Below are 14,250 nucleotides of genomic sequence, written 5' to 3'. Positions count from 1 at the left end.
GTTTTTTGAATGCATAACGATAAAGATCTCTCTACGTGGCAGACGTTTCGCCGACTATGGCCAACCATAGCGCCTTTTAAATCGGGTCTGATCGTGGCGGGTATAGCGTTAGTCCTTAACGCGGCCAGCGATACCTTCATGTTATCGCTCCTCAAGCCATTACTGGATGATGGTTTTGGTAAAACTGATCGCTCTGTGCTGCTGTGGATGCCTCTGGTGGTCATTGGGCTAATGATAGTTCGCGGTATTACGAGCTACGTCTCCAGCTACTGTATTTCATGGGTGTCAGGCAAAGTGGTCATGACCATGCGCCGCCGCCTGTTTGGTCATATGATGGGCATGCCTGTCGCCTTTTTTGATAAACAGTCTACCGGTACGCTGCTGTCTCGTATTACCTATGATTCAGAGCAGGTAGCGTCATCATCTTCTGGTGCGCTAATCACCGTAGTACGTGAAGGTGCCTCGATTATTGGCCTGTTTATCATGATGTTCTATTACAGTTGGCAGCTGTCATTGATCCTGATTGTGCTGGCGCCAATTGTGTCAGTGGCAATCCGAGTGGTTTCCAAGCGCTTTCGTAGCATCAGTAAAAACATGCAAAACACCATGGGGCAGGTTACGACCAGTGCGGAGCAGATGCTGAAAGGCCACAAAGAAGTTTTGATTTTTGGTGGTCAGGAAGTTGAAACCAAGCGTTTTGACAAAGTCAGCAACAAGATGCGTCTGCAGGGTATGAAGATGGTTTCTGCCTCTTCTATCTCCGATCCTATCATCCAGTTGATCGCTTCTCTGGCTCTGGCCTTCGTGTTATATGCGGCCAGTTTCCCAAGCGTGATGGAAAACCTGACGGCAGGGACAATCACCGTTGTCTTCTCTTCAATGATCGCCCTGATGCGTCCACTGAAGTCACTGACTAACGTCAATGCGCAGTTCCAGCGCGGTATGGCGGCATGCCAGACCTTATTTACGATACTGGATAGCGAACAAGAGAAAGATGAAGGTAAACGCGTCATTGAGCGCGCTTCTGGCGATCTGGAGTTCCGTAATGTGACCTTTACCTACCCGGGCCGTGACATTCCTGCGCTACGTAACATCAACCTGAATATTCCGGCGGGCAAAACCGTTGCCCTGGTTGGTCGTTCGGGTTCTGGTAAATCCACTATCGCCAGCCTGATCACGCGCTTCTACGATATTGATGAAGGGCAGATTCTGATGGATGGGCACGACCTGCGTGAATACACCCTGTCATCGCTGCGCGATCAGGTGGCGCTGGTATCGCAGAACGTTCACCTGTTCAATGATACGGTTGCCAACAACATCGCCTACGCGCGTACCGATATGTACAGCCGCGAGCAGATCGAAAAAGCGGCACAGATGGCCTACGCCATGGATTTCATCAACAAGATGGATGATGGTCTGGATACGGTGATTGGCGAAAACGGCGTGCTGCTTTCAGGTGGTCAGCGCCAGCGTATCGCCATCGCTCGCGCCTTGCTGCGCGACAGTCCGATCCTGATCCTCGATGAAGCTACGTCGGCGCTGGATACCGAATCCGAACGCGCGATTCAGTCTGCGCTGGATGAGCTACAGAAAAACCGTACCTCTCTGGTTATTGCTCACCGCCTTTCTACCATTGAACAGGCAGACGAGATCATCGTGGTGGAGGATGGTCTGATTGTCGAACGCGGAACCCATAGCGAACTGCTTGAGCAGCGTGGGGTTTATGCACAATTACATAAGATGCAATTTGGTCAATGATCGCGCGAATCTGGTCGGGTGAGTCGCCACTATGGCGACTGTTACTTCCACTCTCCTGGCTGTATGGCCTGGTGAGTGGCGGGATCCGCCTATGCTACAAGCTTGGGCTTAAACGTGCATGGCGTGCGCCAGTACCGGTGGTGGTGGTTGGCAATCTTACCGCGGGCGGCAATGGTAAAACGCCGGTAGTGATTTGGCTGGTTGAGCAGCTGCAGCAACGCGGTATTCGTGTGGGCGTAGTGTCTCGTGGTTATGGCGGGAAAGCAGTGACTTATCCGCTATTGCTAACGGCAGACACCACTACCGCAGAAGCGGGTGATGAGCCTGTGCTTATCTTTCAACGTACCGGCGTACCCGTAGCGGTATCTCCGGTAAGATCGGATGCGGTAAAAGCGATCCTTGCTCACCATGACGTGCAGATTATTGTGACAGACGATGGGTTACAGCACTATCGTCTGGCTCGTGATGTGGAAATCGTGGTGATTGACGGTGTGCGTCGGTTTGGTAACGGCTGGTGGCTTCCTGCAGGCCCAATGCGGGAACGCGCTGGTCGCCTTAAATCGGTAGATGCGACTATTGTGAACGGTGGTATTGCGCAGCAAGGAGAAATCCCGATGCGACTCGAACCTGGACTGGCGGTTAATTTACGCTCGGGCGAACGCCGCGATGTGGCGCTCCTGCCCAATATTGTCGCTATGGCGGGCATCGGCCATCCTCCGCGTTTTTTCGCCACACTGGAAGCGTGTGGAGCCAGAGCGCAGAAATGTATCGCCCTGGCAGACCATCAGTCTCTGACCTACAGTGACGTCAGTGCGTTGTTAGCAGAAGGACAAACGCTGGTGATGACGGAAAAAGATGCCGTGAAATGTCGTGCGTTTGCCGATGAAAACTGGTGGTATTTACCCGTTGACGCACATCTGTCAGGCGAACGGCCTGATGCGTTGCTGGATAGCTTAATCTCGCTGACTCGCTGACTCGCTGACTGATTCACGCTGCGGCAGCGAATCATTTATGAGGTCATAAATGTCGTTGCCGCGTCTTACTCTGACGGATGCCCGTCATCTTCACCTTGCTGCCCAAGGGCTACTGAAAAAAACACGCCGCCGGGCAACGCCTGCAGATATTCTTCCCACCATTTCGCGCATGTCGTTACTGCAAATCGATACCATCAATATTGTGGCGCGCAGTCCCTATCTGGTGCTGTTTAGTCGTTTGGGTGACTATTCCCCCCAATGGCTGGATGAGTCCTTACTGCAGGGCGAATTGATGGAGTATTGGGCCCATGAAGCCTGTTTTTTACCGCGCAGCGACTTTACGCTGATACGCCATCGTATGTTGGCTCCGGAAAAAATGGGCTGGAAATACAAAGCGGCGTGGATGAAAGAGCATGCTCATGAAATTGAGCAACTGTTACAGCATATCCAGCATAACGGGCCGGTACGTTCAGCCGATTTCGAGCATCCGCGTAAGGGCGCCAGCGGCTGGTGGGAATGGAAACCACAAAAGCGGCATCTGGAAGGGCTTTTTACATCCGGGAAAGTGATGGTGGTGGAGCGGCGTAATTTTCAGCGAGTGTATGATTTAACGCATCGCGTCATGCCTAATTGGAATGACGAGCGTGACCGGCTGTCGCAGGATGAAGCCGAAATTGTGATGCTGGATAATAGCGCCCGTAGTTTGGGTATTTTCCGTGAGCAGTGGTTGGCGGACTACTATCGCCTGAAGCGTCCGGCGTTAAAAAACTGGTGCGATATGCGAAGGGAACAGCGACATATAATTCCTGTTGATGTAGAAGGGCTGGGCACCTTGTGGTTGCACAGCCACCTTCAGCCGCAACTGGAACTTGCTCTGGCGGGAAAGTTGACTGCCACCCACAACGCTGTTTTATCCCCGTTTGATCCGGTGGTCTGGGATCGTAAACGGGCAGAACAGCTGTTTGATTTTAGCTACCGACTGGAATGCTATACGCCAGCGCCGAAACGTCAGTATGGTTATTTCGTCTTGCCGCTGCTGCATCGCGGGCAGTTAGTTGGGCGCATGGACGCCAAAATGCACCGTAAAACCGGCGTGCTGGAGGTTATTTCGCTGTGGTTGCAGGATGGCATCAAACCAGGGGTTACTCTGCAAAAAGGATTGTTTCAGGCGATTGATGATTTTGCCCGCTGGCAGCAGGCGACGCGAGTGACATTGGGGAATTGCCCGGACGGTTTATTTGCTGAATCTCGGCACGGTTGGGAAATAGACCCAGCCTCTTAATTGATTATGTTAATATTTACGGATTCACAATCCGGTCCATCTGGAGGAACTATGGATCATCGTCTGCTTGAAATCATTGCCTGCCCGGTATGCAATGGCAAACTCTGGTTTAACCAGGAAAAACAGGAACTGATTTGTAAACTGGATAACCTTGCTTTCCCACTGCGCGACGGCATTCCAGTTTTGCTGGAAACCGAAGCCCGTGTTCTGACTGCTGATGAGAGTAAATCATGAGTTTTGTGGTCATTATTCCTGCGCGTTATGCGTCCACACGTTTGCCGGGTAAGCCGCTGCTGGATATCAACGGCAAGCCCATGATTGTGCATGTCCTGGAACGTGCGCGTGAATCTGGCGCTGAGCGTATTATTGTTGCCACCGATCATGAAGATGTCGCTCGTGCGGTAGAAGCGGTGGGTGGCGAAGTGTGCATGACCCGTGCCGATCACCAGTCTGGCACGGAGCGACTGGCGGAAGTTGTCGAGAAATGTGGCTTTAGCGATGATACCGTTATTGTGAACGTCCAGGGTGATGAGCCGATGATCCCGGCGGTCATTATTCGCCAGGTCGCTGAGAATCTGGCGCAGCGCCAGGTTGGTATGGCGACACTTGCAGCCCCGATTCACAGCGCGGAAGAGGCGTTTAATCCGAATGCGGTAAAAGTTGTGCTGGATGCCGAAGGTTATGCTCTCTATTTTTCCCGTGCGACGATCCCATGGGATCGCGACCGTTTTTCCAAAAGCCTCGAAACGGTGGGCGATACCTTCCTGCGTCACCTGGGCATTTACGGTTATCGCGCCGGATTTATTCGCCGTTATGTAAACTGGCAGCCGAGTCCGCTTGAGCATATTGAAATGCTGGAGCAACTGCGTGTGCTGTGGTACGGCGAGAAAATTCACGTTGCCGTCGCAAAAGAAGTCCCAGGAACCGGCGTAGACACTGCCGAAGACCTTGAGCGCGTTCGCGCTGAAATGCGTTAGTTTTTCTCATGACACTCCCCCCGGTGATGCGATTTTTTGGGAGGAGTGTCGTATCGTTACGCTTTCCCTCCACTTTTCTTTTCATCAATTGATCTCATCCGGGTGACATCTGTCTGCACGACGCTCATTATGAAAGCAGTAGCATTAATGAGGGCAATCTGAAATGGAACAGTTGCGTGCCGAACTCAGCCATCTGCTGGGTGAAAAACTCAGTCGTATTGAATGCGTAAATGAAAAAGTGGATACGGCCCTGTGGTCACTGTATGACAGCCAGGGAAATCCGATGCCACTGATGGCGAGAAGTTTCACCACACCGGGGATGGCGCAGCAGTTAGCATGGAAAACCACCATGCTGGCACGTAGCGGGACTGTGCGTATGCCAGTCATTTATGGGGTCTTAACGCACGAAGAGCATCCCGGCCCTGATGTCCTGTTGCTTGAGCGTTTACGCGGTGTGCCGGTAGAAGCGCCAGCCAGAACGCCCGAACGCTGGGAACATTTAAAGGATCAGATTGTAGAAGGTCTGCTTTCATGGCATCGACAGGATAGCCGCGGCTGTGTGGGAATGGTGGATAACACGCAAGAGAATATCTGGCCATCCTGGTATCGTCAGCGAGTTGAGGTGCTGTGGACTACGTTAAGTCAGTTCAACAATACCGGGCTGACGATGCAGGACAAACGGATCCTGTTTCGTACCCGTGAGTGTTTGCCCGCTTTATTTGAAGGATTCAATGATAACTGCGTGCTGATCCACGGTAATTTCAGCTTACGCAGCATGCTTAAAGACGCCCGTAGCGATCAGCTTCTGGCAATGGTGGGGCCGGGGTTGATGCTGTGGGCGCCCAGGGAATATGAACTGTTCCGCTTAATGGATAATGCGCTGGCGGAAAGCCTGCTATGGCAATACCTGCAGCGCGCGCCAGTGGCGGAGTCGTTCATCTGGCGGCGCTGGCTGTATGTGTTATGGGATGAGGTTGCGCAACTGGTCAATACCGGACGTTTTAATCGTTCCAACTTTGACCTGGCAACGAAATCACTGCTGCCGTGGCTCGCCTGAACCTTTTAGCCACTGCCAGATGCGCCCCAACGTTTCGTAACCAACACGATCGCTATGCATCAGCCAGACAGGCGAAGGAATTGCTCGCTCCCACGGATTGAGTGGTGAATCGATGGCCAGTTGATTAGCGGGTGCAGGCAACGGATGCAGTCCGGCCTGCTGGAAGAAAATCATCGCACGCGGTAAGTGCGATGCGGATGTCACCAGCAGGAACGGCGTATCGCCAATGGCCTGTTTTACTGCTATCGCTTCTTCTTCGGTATCTTTAGGTTTGTCCAGCGTAATGATCTCGCTGCGGGGCACGCCCAGCGACTGCGCCACGCGAGCGCCAGCTTCAGCCGTGCTGACATTATTGGTTTTTGCGGCAGCGCCGGTAAAGATAAGCTTCGAGCCCGGGTTTGCGCGCCATAGGCGAATACCTTCATTCAGACGTGGAAGGCTGTTGTTGATCAGGTTTGAACTTGGCGCCCACTGCGGATTCCACGTATATCCGCCACCCAACACCACAATGTACTCCACTTTTTGCGTACCCTGCCAGGTTGGATAACTATCCTCAAGCGGTTTCAGCAGACGATCGGCGACAGGTTGCAGGCTAAGCAGTAAAAGTGCGAGCCAACTCAGGCTGATACACACTTTCCCCGTTTTCTGAAAGCGGCTAAACCAGATTAACCCCAGGCCGATGCCCATCACAAGCAGCATCAACGGAAGCGGCAGCATCATACCGCCAATCACTTTCTTCAGCGTAAAAAGCATCCTTTTTGGTTCCTTTTTTAACCATATAGCAGGGGATCTGCAGCGATATTACACCAGGAAGGTTCATTCTCGGCGTGGGTGTGACAAAATAGCGGTTTTACTTAGTCACCCTAAAGCCAGCCTGTGGAGAGCCCGATGCGGGATCGCAATTTTGATGACATTGCAGAGAAGTTTTCCCGTAACATTTACGGCACCACCAAAGGTCAATTAAGACAGGCTATTCTCTGGCAGGATTTGGATCGCTTACTGCCCACGCTCGGTGAACAGAAATTACATATTCTGGATGCGGGTGGGGGCGAAGGGCAAACGGCCATCAAAATGGCGGAGCGCGGTCACTTCGTGACATTATGTGACCTGTCCGGTGAGATGATCTCCCGTGCGCAACAGGCAGCAGAGGCAAAAGGTGTGAGCGGAAACATGCATTTCATACAATGCGCCGCTCAGGATGTTGCTGCGCATTTGGAAAGCCCGGTTGATCTGATATTGTTTCATGCTGTGCTGGAATGGGTGGCCGAACCGGTTTGCGTGCTGCAAACCCTGTGGTCGGTATTACGTCCCGGCGGCGCGTTATCGTTAATGTTCTACAATGCTAACGGTCTGCTGATGCACAACATGGTCGCAGGGAATTTCGACTATGTGCAGGTTGGGATGCCAAAACGTAAAAAACGTACGCTTTCACCAGACTATCCGCGTGAACCAGGACAGGTTTACCAGTGGCTGGAAGAGATCGGTTGGCAGATAACCGGTAAGACAGGCGTGCGCGTGTTTCATGATTATCTGCGAGATAAGCATCAACAGCGTGACGGTTATGAAATGTTACTTGAGTTAGAAACGCGCTATTGCCGCCAGGAACCGTATATCAGCCTTGGCCGCTATATTCATGTCACCGCGCGCAAACCGCAGATGCAAGGATAACCTATGAGTGAATTTTCCCAGACAGTCCCCGAACTGGTTGCCTGGGCCAGAAAAAATGACTTCTCCATCTCTCTGCCGGTAGACAGACTTTCGTTCCTGCTGGCGGTAGCCACGCTGAACGGTGAGCGACTTGACGGTGAGATGAGCGAAGGCGAGCTGGTGGATGCGTTCCGCCATGTGAGTGATGCGTTTGAGCAAACCAGCGAAACCATCGGTGTTCGCGCCAATAACGCGATTAACGACATGGTACGTCAACGTCTGCTGAACCGCTTTACCAGCGAGCAGGCGGAAGGTAACGCTATTTATCGTTTAACGCCGCTGGGGATTGGCATCACGGATTACTATATTCGTCAGCGCGAATTCTCTACATTGCGTTTGTCGATGCAGTTGTCGATTGTTGCTGGTGAGCTGAAGCGCGCGGCAGATGCCGCCGCAGAAGGTGGTGATGAATTCCACTGGCACCGCAACGTCTATGCACCATTGAAGTATTCGGTAGCGGAAATTTTCGACAGTATCGATCTGACCCAGCGCATCATGGATGAACAGCAGCAGCAGGTAAAAGACGACATCGCACAGTTGCTAAACAAAGACTGGCGGGCGGCAATTTCCAGCTGTGAAATGCTGCTGTCTGAAACGTCTGGTACGCTGCGTGAACTGCAGGATACGCTGGAAGCCGCAGGCGATAAGCTCCAGGCGAACTTGTTACGCATTCAGGACGCGACGATGGCTCATGACGATTTGCATTTCGTCGACCGGCTGGTGTTCGACCTGCAAAGCAAGCTCGACCGTATTATCAGCTGGGGTCAGCAATCCATCGATTTGTGGATCGGCTACGATCGTCACGTGCACAAGTTTATCCGTACCGCTATTGATATGGACAAAAATCGCGTCTTTGCCCAGCGTTTACGTCAGTCTGTCCAGAGCTATTTTGACGATCCGTGGGCGTTGACCTATGCCAATGCCGATCGTCTGCTGGATATGCGTGACGAAGAGATGGTGCTGCGTGATGAAGAGGTCACCGGTGAGCTCCCGGCCGATCTGGAATATGAAGAATTTAACGAGATCCGCGAACAGCTGGCGGCAATTATCGAAGAGCAGTTGGCTATCTATAAATCCAGACAAACGCCACTGGATCTCGGATTGGTCGTGCGCGAGTATCTGGCGCAATATCCACGTGCGCGTCACTTCGACGTTGCGCGTATTGTTATCGATCAGGCGGTACGTCTTGGCGTAGCGCAAGCAGACTTCACCGGACTGCCAGCCAAATGGCAGCCGATTAATGATTACGGAGCCAAGGTACAGGCGCATGTCATTGACAAATATTGAACAAGTGATGCCGGTCAAGCTGGCGCAGGCGCTGGCGAATCCGTTATTTCCGGCGCTGGATAGCGCGTTACGTTCGGGTCGTCATATCGGCCTGGATGAACTGGATAATCATGCCTTCCTGATGGATTTTCAGGAATATTTTGAAGAGTTTTACAGCCGCTATAACGTGGAATTGATCCGTGCGCCGGAAGGGTTCTTCTACCTTCGTCCGCGTTCAACGACGCTCATTCCCCGTTCGGTCCTGTCTGAACTGGACATGATGGTCGGTAAAATTCTTTGCTATCTCTATCTCAGCCCGGAACGTCTGGCGAACGAAGGGATTTTTACTCAGCAAGAGCTGTACGACGAGCTGCTAACGCTGGCGGATGAAGCCAAACTGCTGAAGCTGGTGAACAACCGTTCGACCGGTTCGGACGTTGATCGCCAGAAACTCCAGGAAAAAGTGCGTTCTTCACTTAACCGCCTGCGTCGTTTAGGCATGGTGTGGTTTATGGGTCACGACAGCAGCAAATTCCGTATTACGGAATCAGTCTTCCGCTTTGGCGCGGACGTGCGCAGCGGTGACGATCCGCGCGAAGCGCAGCGTCGCTTAATTCGTGATGGCGAAGCGATGCCGGTCGAGAACCGCCTGCAGCTCAACGATGAGCCCGAAGAGAATCAGCCGGACAGTGGAGAAGAAGAATAATGATTGAACGCGGTAAATTTCGCTCACTTACGCTGATTAACTGGAATGGTTTTTTTGCCCGTACGTTTGACCTTGATGAGCTGGTTACCACGCTGTCGGGCGGGAACGGGGCGGGTAAATCCACCACCATGGCGGCATTCGTTACAGCGCTTATCCCGGACTTAACCTTGCTGCATTTTCGTAATACCACCGAAGCCGGTGCAACCAGCGGCTCACGCGATAAAGGTCTGCACGGAAAGCTGAAAGCAGGTGTCTGTTACTCGATGCTTGACGTGCTCAACTCGCGCCATCAGCGTGTGGTCGTTGGCGTGCGTCTGCAGCAGGTTGCCGGGCGCGATCGTAAAGTGGACATCAAGCCATTTGCGATTCAGGGGTTACCGATGTCGGTGCAGCCAACCCAACTGGTCACGGAAACGTTGGACGAACGGCAGGCTCGCGTGCTGTCTCTTGCTGAGCTAAAAGAGAAGCTTGATGAGATGGAAGGCGTGCAGTTTAAGCAGTTCAACTCGATAACCGATTATCACTCGTTGATGTTCGATTTGGGCATCATTGCCCGTCGTCTGCGCTCTGCCTCCGACCGTAGTAAATTCTATCGCCTGATTGAAGCCTCACTGTACGGCGGTATCTCCAGCGCCATTACTCGCTCACTGCGCGATTACCTGCTGCCAGAAAACAGCGGCGTGCGTAAAGCGTTCCAGGATATGGAAGCGGCGCTGCGTGAAAACCGCATGACGCTGGAAGCGATTCGCGTCACCCAGTCAGATCGTGACCTGTTTAAGCATTTGATCAGCGAAGCGACTAACTATGTGGCGGCAGATTATATGCGCCACGCTAATGAACGTCGTATTCACCTCGACAAAGCGCTGGAATATCGTCGTGAACTGTATACCTCGCGCCAGCAGCTGGCTGCAGAGCAGTATAAGCATGTGGATATGGCGCGTGAACTGGGCGAGCATAACGGCGCGGAAGGCGATCTGGAAGCGGATTATCAGGCTGCGAGCGATCATCTGAATCTGGTGCAAACCGCACTGCGTCAGCAGGAAAAAATTGAACGCTACGAAGCGGATCTCGAAGAGTTGCAGATCCGTCTCGAAGAACAAAATGAAGTCGTGGCAGAAGCTGTCGATCGTCAGGATGAGAATGAAGCCCGTGCGGAAGCCGCCGAGCTGGAAGTGGATGAGCTGAAAAGCCAGCTTGCCGATTACCAGCAGGCGCTGGACGTCCAGCAAACGCGCGCCATCCAGTACACTCAGGCGATTCAGGCACTGAGCCGAGCCAAAGAGCTTTGCCACTTACCGGATCTGACCGCCGATAGCGCCGCTGAATGGCTGGAAACCTTCCAGGCCAAAGAGCAGGAAGCGACCGAGAAGTTGCTGACGCTGGAACAAAAAATGAGCGTGGCGCAAACTGCGCACAGCCAGTTCGAACAGGCTTACCAACTGGTGGCGGCTATCAACGGCCCGCTGGCGCGTGGTGAAGCCTGGAGCGTGGCGCGTGAGCTGCTGCGCGAAGGCGTTGAACAGCGCCACCTGGCGGAACAGGTTCAGCCATTGCGCATGCGTTTGAGCGAGCTGGAACAGCGTCTGCGCGAACAGCAGGAAGCCGAGCGTCTGCTGGCTGAATTCTGCAAGCGTCAGGGTAAACAGTTCGATATCGATGAGCTGGAAGCGCTGCACCAGGAACTGGAAGCGCGTATCGCCGCCTTGTCGGACAGCGTCTCGTCTGCCAGCGAACAGCGTATGACGCTGCGTCAGGAGCAGGAGCAGCTGCAATCGCGTATCCAGCATCTGATGAAACGCGCGCCTGTCTGGCTGGCCGCGCAAAATAGCCTGAACCAGCTTAGCGAACAGTGTGGTGAAGAATTTACCTCCAGCCAGGATGTGACTGAGTATCTGCAACAATTGCTGGAGCGCGAGCGTGAAGCCATTGTTGAGCGTGATGAAGTCGGCGCGCGCAAAAATGCGGTTGATGAAGAGATTGAACGTTTAAGTCAGCCGGGCGGGGCGGAAGATCAGCGCCTCAATGCGCTGGCGGAACGCTTCGGCGGCGTGCTGCTGTCTGAAATCTATGACGATGTTAGCCTTGAAGATGCGCCGTACTTCTCTGCGCTGTACGGTCCTTCGCGCCATGCCATCGTGGTGCCGGATCTGTCACTGATTACTGAGCAACTTGATGGGCTGACGGATTGCCCGGAAGACCTCTATTTCATCGAAGGGGATCCGCAGTCGTTTGATGACAGCGTTTTCAGCGTCGATGAACTTGAAAAAGCGGTGGTGGTGAAAACCGCCGAGCGTCAGTGGCGTTATTCCCGCTTCCCGACGGTGCCGATTTTTGGTCGTGCTGCGCGCGAAAGCCGTATCGAAACCCTGCATGCCGAGCGTGAAGGGCTGTCTGAACGTTTTGCAACGCTCTCCTTTGACGTCCAGAAAACCCAACGTCTGCACCAGGCGTTTAGCCGCTTTATTGGCAGCCATCTGTCGGTGGCATTTGAAGCCGATCCGGAAGCGGAAATTCGCCAACTGAACAGCCGTCGCGTTGAACTCGAACGTGCGCTGACCAATCATGAAAATGATAATCAGCAAAGCCGTATGCAGTTTGAGCAGGCGAAAGAGGGCGTCTCCGCGCTGAACCGCCTGCTGCCGCGCTTGAATCTGCTGGCAGATGACACGCTGGCCGATCGCGTGGACGAAATTCGCGAACGTCTGGATGAAGCTCAGGAAGCCGCGCGTTTTGTACAGCAACATGGCAATCAGTTGGCGAAACTGGAACCTATCGTTTCAGTTCTGCAAAATGACCCTGAGCAGTTTGAACAGCTGAAGGAAGACTATACGTATTCCCAGCAGATGCAGCGCGACGCACGTCAGCAGGCTTTTGCGCTGACTGAAGTCGTACAGCGTCGGGCGCACTTTAGTTATTCCGACTCAGCCGAAATGCTGAGCGGTAATAGCGATCTGAACGAAAAATTACGTGAACGCCTGGAACAGGCGGAAGCCGAACGTACCCGCGCTCGTGAAGCGCTGCGCAGTCATGCTGCACAGTTAAGCCAGTACAACCAGGTCATGGCATCGCTAAAAAGCTCTTATGACACCAAAAAAGAGCTGCTTAACGATTTACAACGTGAACTGCAGGATATTGGCGTTCGTGCGGACAGCGGTGCCGAAGAGCGTGCGCGTATTCGTCGTGATGAACTGCATGCGCAGCTCAGTAATAACCGCGCTCGTCGCAACCAACTGGAAAAAGCGCTAACCTTCTGCGAAGCGGAGATGGAAAACCTGACCCGCAAGCTGCGCAAGCTTGAGCGCGATTACCATGAAATGCGTGAGCAGGTAGTCACCGCCAAAGCCGGCTGGTGTGCGGTGATGCGGATGGTGAAAGATAACGGTGTGGAACGTCGTCTGCACCGTCGCGAGTTGGCCTATCTTTCCGGTGACGAACTGCGTTCGATGTCGGATAAGGCGCTCGGTGCGCTACGTCTGGCGGTTGCGGATAACGAACATCTGCGCGATGTGCTGCGCATGTCTGAAGATCCAAAACGTCCAGAACGTAAAATTCAGTTCTTTGTTGCGGTTTACCAGCATCTGCGTGAACGTATTCGCCAGGATATTATCCGTACCGACGATCCGGTTGAAGCCATCGAGCAGATGGAGATTGAATTGAGCCGTCTGACGGAAGAGTTAACCTCCCGTGAACAGAAGCTGGCGATCAGCTCTCGCAGCGTGGCGAATATTATCCGTAAGACGATTCAGCGCGAACAGAACCGTATTCGTATGTTGAACCAGGGTCTGCAAAGCGTGTCGTTTGGCCAGGTAAACAGCGTTCGTCTGAACGTCAACGTACGCGAGACGCATGCCACCTTGCTGGACGTACTCTCCGAGCAGCATGAGCAGCACCAGGATCTGTTTAACAGCAATCGTCTGACCTTCTCTGAAGCGCTGGCGAAGCTGTATCAGCGTCTGAATCCGCAGATTGACATGGGACAGCGTACGCCGCAAACCATTGGTGAAGAACTGCTCGACTACCGCAACTACCTGGAAATGGAAGTTGAGGTTAACCGTGGTTCTGACGGTTGGCTGCGTGCCGAATCGGGCGCCCTGTCCACAGGGGAAGCGATCGGTACCGGGATGTCAATCCTCGTGATGGTTGTTCAAAGCTGGGAAGATGAAGGGCGTAGACTGCGTGGGAAAGATATCTCGCCATGCCGCCTGTTGTTCCTTGATGAAGCCGCACGACTTGATGCCCGCTCCATCGCAACCCTGTTTGAACTGTGCGAGCGTTTGCAGATGCAACTGATTATTGCTGCGCCGGAAAATATCAGCCCGGAGAAAGGCACAACCTACAAACTGGTGCGTAAAGTCTTCCAGAACACCGAACACGTTCATGTGGTGGGTCTGCGTGGTTTTGCCCCTCAGTTACCTGAGCCCTTACCTGGGATAGAAGATGCCTCTTCGCAGGCAAGCTAAGTAAAAAGGCGGCGCTAAAGCCGCCTTTTTCTTTTCCGATATGCACATGATACCTGGTGTAAT

11 protein-coding genes are annotated in these 14,250 nt (G+C 53.2%); 10 read left to right on the top strand and 1 reads right to left on the bottom strand.

Annotation, left to right across the window (positions count from 1 at the left end):
• Positions 1-9 precede the first annotated feature (9 nt).
• The 6 genes from msbA (at position 10) to SK32_RS08485 (ending at position 6,048) form a co-directional block, all read left to right on the top strand.
• Complete coding sequence (gene msbA, locus SK32_RS08510; protein WP_048212139.1) at positions 10-1,758, top strand: lipid A ABC transporter ATP-binding protein/permease MsbA; 1,749 nt, start codon at positions 10-12, stop codon at positions 1,756-1,758.
• The gene (gene lpxK / locus SK32_RS08505) at positions 1,755-2,732 is read left to right on the top strand and encodes a tetraacyldisaccharide 4'-kinase (RefSeq protein WP_048212138.1); all 978 of its coding nucleotides are present in this window, start codon (positions 1,755-1,757) and stop codon (positions 2,730-2,732) included. The genes msbA and lpxK overlap by 4 nt, the downstream gene beginning before the upstream one ends.
• A gap of 49 nt (positions 2,733-2,781) precedes the next feature.
• Positions 2,782-4,014: a winged helix-turn-helix domain-containing protein gene (locus SK32_RS08500; RefSeq protein ID WP_048212137.1), complete on the top strand. Its 1,233-nt coding sequence runs from the start codon at positions 2,782-2,784 to the stop codon at positions 4,012-4,014.
• A gap of 51 nt (positions 4,015-4,065) precedes the next feature.
• The gene (gene ycaR, locus SK32_RS08495) at positions 4,066-4,248 is read left to right on the top strand and encodes a protein YcaR (protein WP_003035793.1); all 183 of its coding nucleotides are present in this window, start codon (positions 4,066-4,068) and stop codon (positions 4,246-4,248) included.
• Entirely contained in the window at positions 4,245-4,991 is a 747-nt protein-coding gene (gene kdsB / locus SK32_RS08490) for a 3-deoxy-manno-octulosonate cytidylyltransferase (RefSeq protein ID WP_048212136.1), read from the top strand. Before ycaR ends, kdsB begins: the two co-directional genes overlap by 4 nt.
• A 163-nt stretch (positions 4,992-5,154) precedes the next feature.
• Positions 5,155-6,048: a YcbJ family phosphotransferase gene (locus tag SK32_RS08485; protein ID WP_005123553.1), complete on the top strand. Its 894-nt coding sequence runs from the start codon at positions 5,155-5,157 to the stop codon at positions 6,046-6,048.
• Here SK32_RS08485 and elyC read toward each other — a convergent pair.
• Positions 6,025-6,801, bottom strand: coding sequence for an envelope biogenesis factor ElyC (gene elyC / locus SK32_RS08480; RefSeq protein WP_048212135.1), 777 nt, complete (start codon positions 6,799-6,801; stop codon positions 6,025-6,027). The genes SK32_RS08485 and elyC overlap by 24 nt on opposite strands.
• Positions 6,802-6,936: 135 nt before the next feature.
• On the opposite strand from elyC, the gene cmoM reads away from it, so the two are divergent.
• From cmoM to mukB, 4 genes are read left to right on the top strand one after another with little or no spacing between them, the layout of a single operon-like run.
• On the top strand, positions 6,937-7,716 hold the full coding sequence (cmoM, locus tag SK32_RS08475) for a tRNA uridine 5-oxyacetic acid(34) methyltransferase CmoM (RefSeq protein ID WP_137378647.1): 780 nt from the start codon (positions 6,937-6,939) through the stop codon (positions 7,714-7,716).
• A 3-nt stretch (positions 7,717-7,719) separates the two neighbouring features.
• A complete protein-coding gene (mukF, locus tag SK32_RS08470) occupies positions 7,720-9,042 on the top strand; it encodes a chromosome partition protein MukF (RefSeq protein ID WP_048212134.1) in 1,323 nt (440 codons plus the stop codon).
• Entirely contained in the window at positions 9,023-9,727 is a 705-nt protein-coding gene (gene mukE / locus SK32_RS08465) for a chromosome partition protein MukE (protein ID WP_016152457.1), read from the top strand. Before mukF ends, mukE begins: the two co-directional genes overlap by 20 nt.
• The gene (gene mukB, locus SK32_RS08460) at positions 9,727-14,187 is read left to right on the top strand and encodes a chromosome partition protein MukB (RefSeq protein ID WP_048212133.1); all 4,461 of its coding nucleotides are present in this window, start codon (positions 9,727-9,729) and stop codon (positions 14,185-14,187) included. Before mukE ends, mukB begins: the two co-directional genes overlap by 1 nt.
• Positions 14,188-14,250 lie beyond the last annotated feature (63 nt).

The sequence above is a fragment of the Citrobacter sp. MGH100 genome, from assembly GCF_001034465.1.
Taxonomy (GTDB): domain Bacteria; phylum Pseudomonadota; class Gammaproteobacteria; order Enterobacterales; family Enterobacteriaceae; genus Citrobacter; species Citrobacter youngae.
Note: the sequence above shows the minus strand (reverse complement) of the source record. Positions and strands in the feature narration are given on the sequence as shown.

Bases quoted from the DNA above. Each gene is read 5' to 3' on its own strand.
- msbA (WP_048212139.1), top strand. From the start codon at position 10: ATGCATAACGATAAAGATCTCTCTACGTGGCAGACGTTTCGCCGACTA.
- lpxK (WP_048212138.1), top strand. From the start codon at position 1,755: ATGATCGCGCGAATCTGGTCGGGTGAGTCGCCACTATGGCGACTGTTA.
- SK32_RS08500 (WP_048212137.1), top strand. From the start codon at position 2,782: ATGTCGTTGCCGCGTCTTACTCTGACGGATGCCCGTCATCTTCACCTT.
- ycaR (WP_003035793.1), top strand. From the start codon at position 4,066: ATGGATCATCGTCTGCTTGAAATCATTGCCTGCCCGGTATGCAATGGC.
- kdsB (WP_048212136.1), top strand. From the start codon at position 4,245: ATGAGTTTTGTGGTCATTATTCCTGCGCGTTATGCGTCCACACGTTTG.
- SK32_RS08485 (WP_005123553.1), top strand. From the start codon at position 5,155: ATGGAACAGTTGCGTGCCGAACTCAGCCATCTGCTGGGTGAAAAACTC.
- elyC (WP_048212135.1), bottom strand. From the start codon at position 6,801: ATGCTTTTTACGCTGAAGAAAGTGATTGGCGGTATGATGCTGCCGCTT.
- cmoM (WP_137378647.1), top strand. From the start codon at position 6,937: ATGCGGGATCGCAATTTTGATGACATTGCAGAGAAGTTTTCCCGTAAC.
- mukF (WP_048212134.1), top strand. From the start codon at position 7,720: ATGAGTGAATTTTCCCAGACAGTCCCCGAACTGGTTGCCTGGGCCAGA.
- mukE (WP_016152457.1), top strand. From the start codon at position 9,023: ATGTCATTGACAAATATTGAACAAGTGATGCCGGTCAAGCTGGCGCAG.
- mukB (WP_048212133.1), top strand. From the start codon at position 9,727: ATGATTGAACGCGGTAAATTTCGCTCACTTACGCTGATTAACTGGAAT.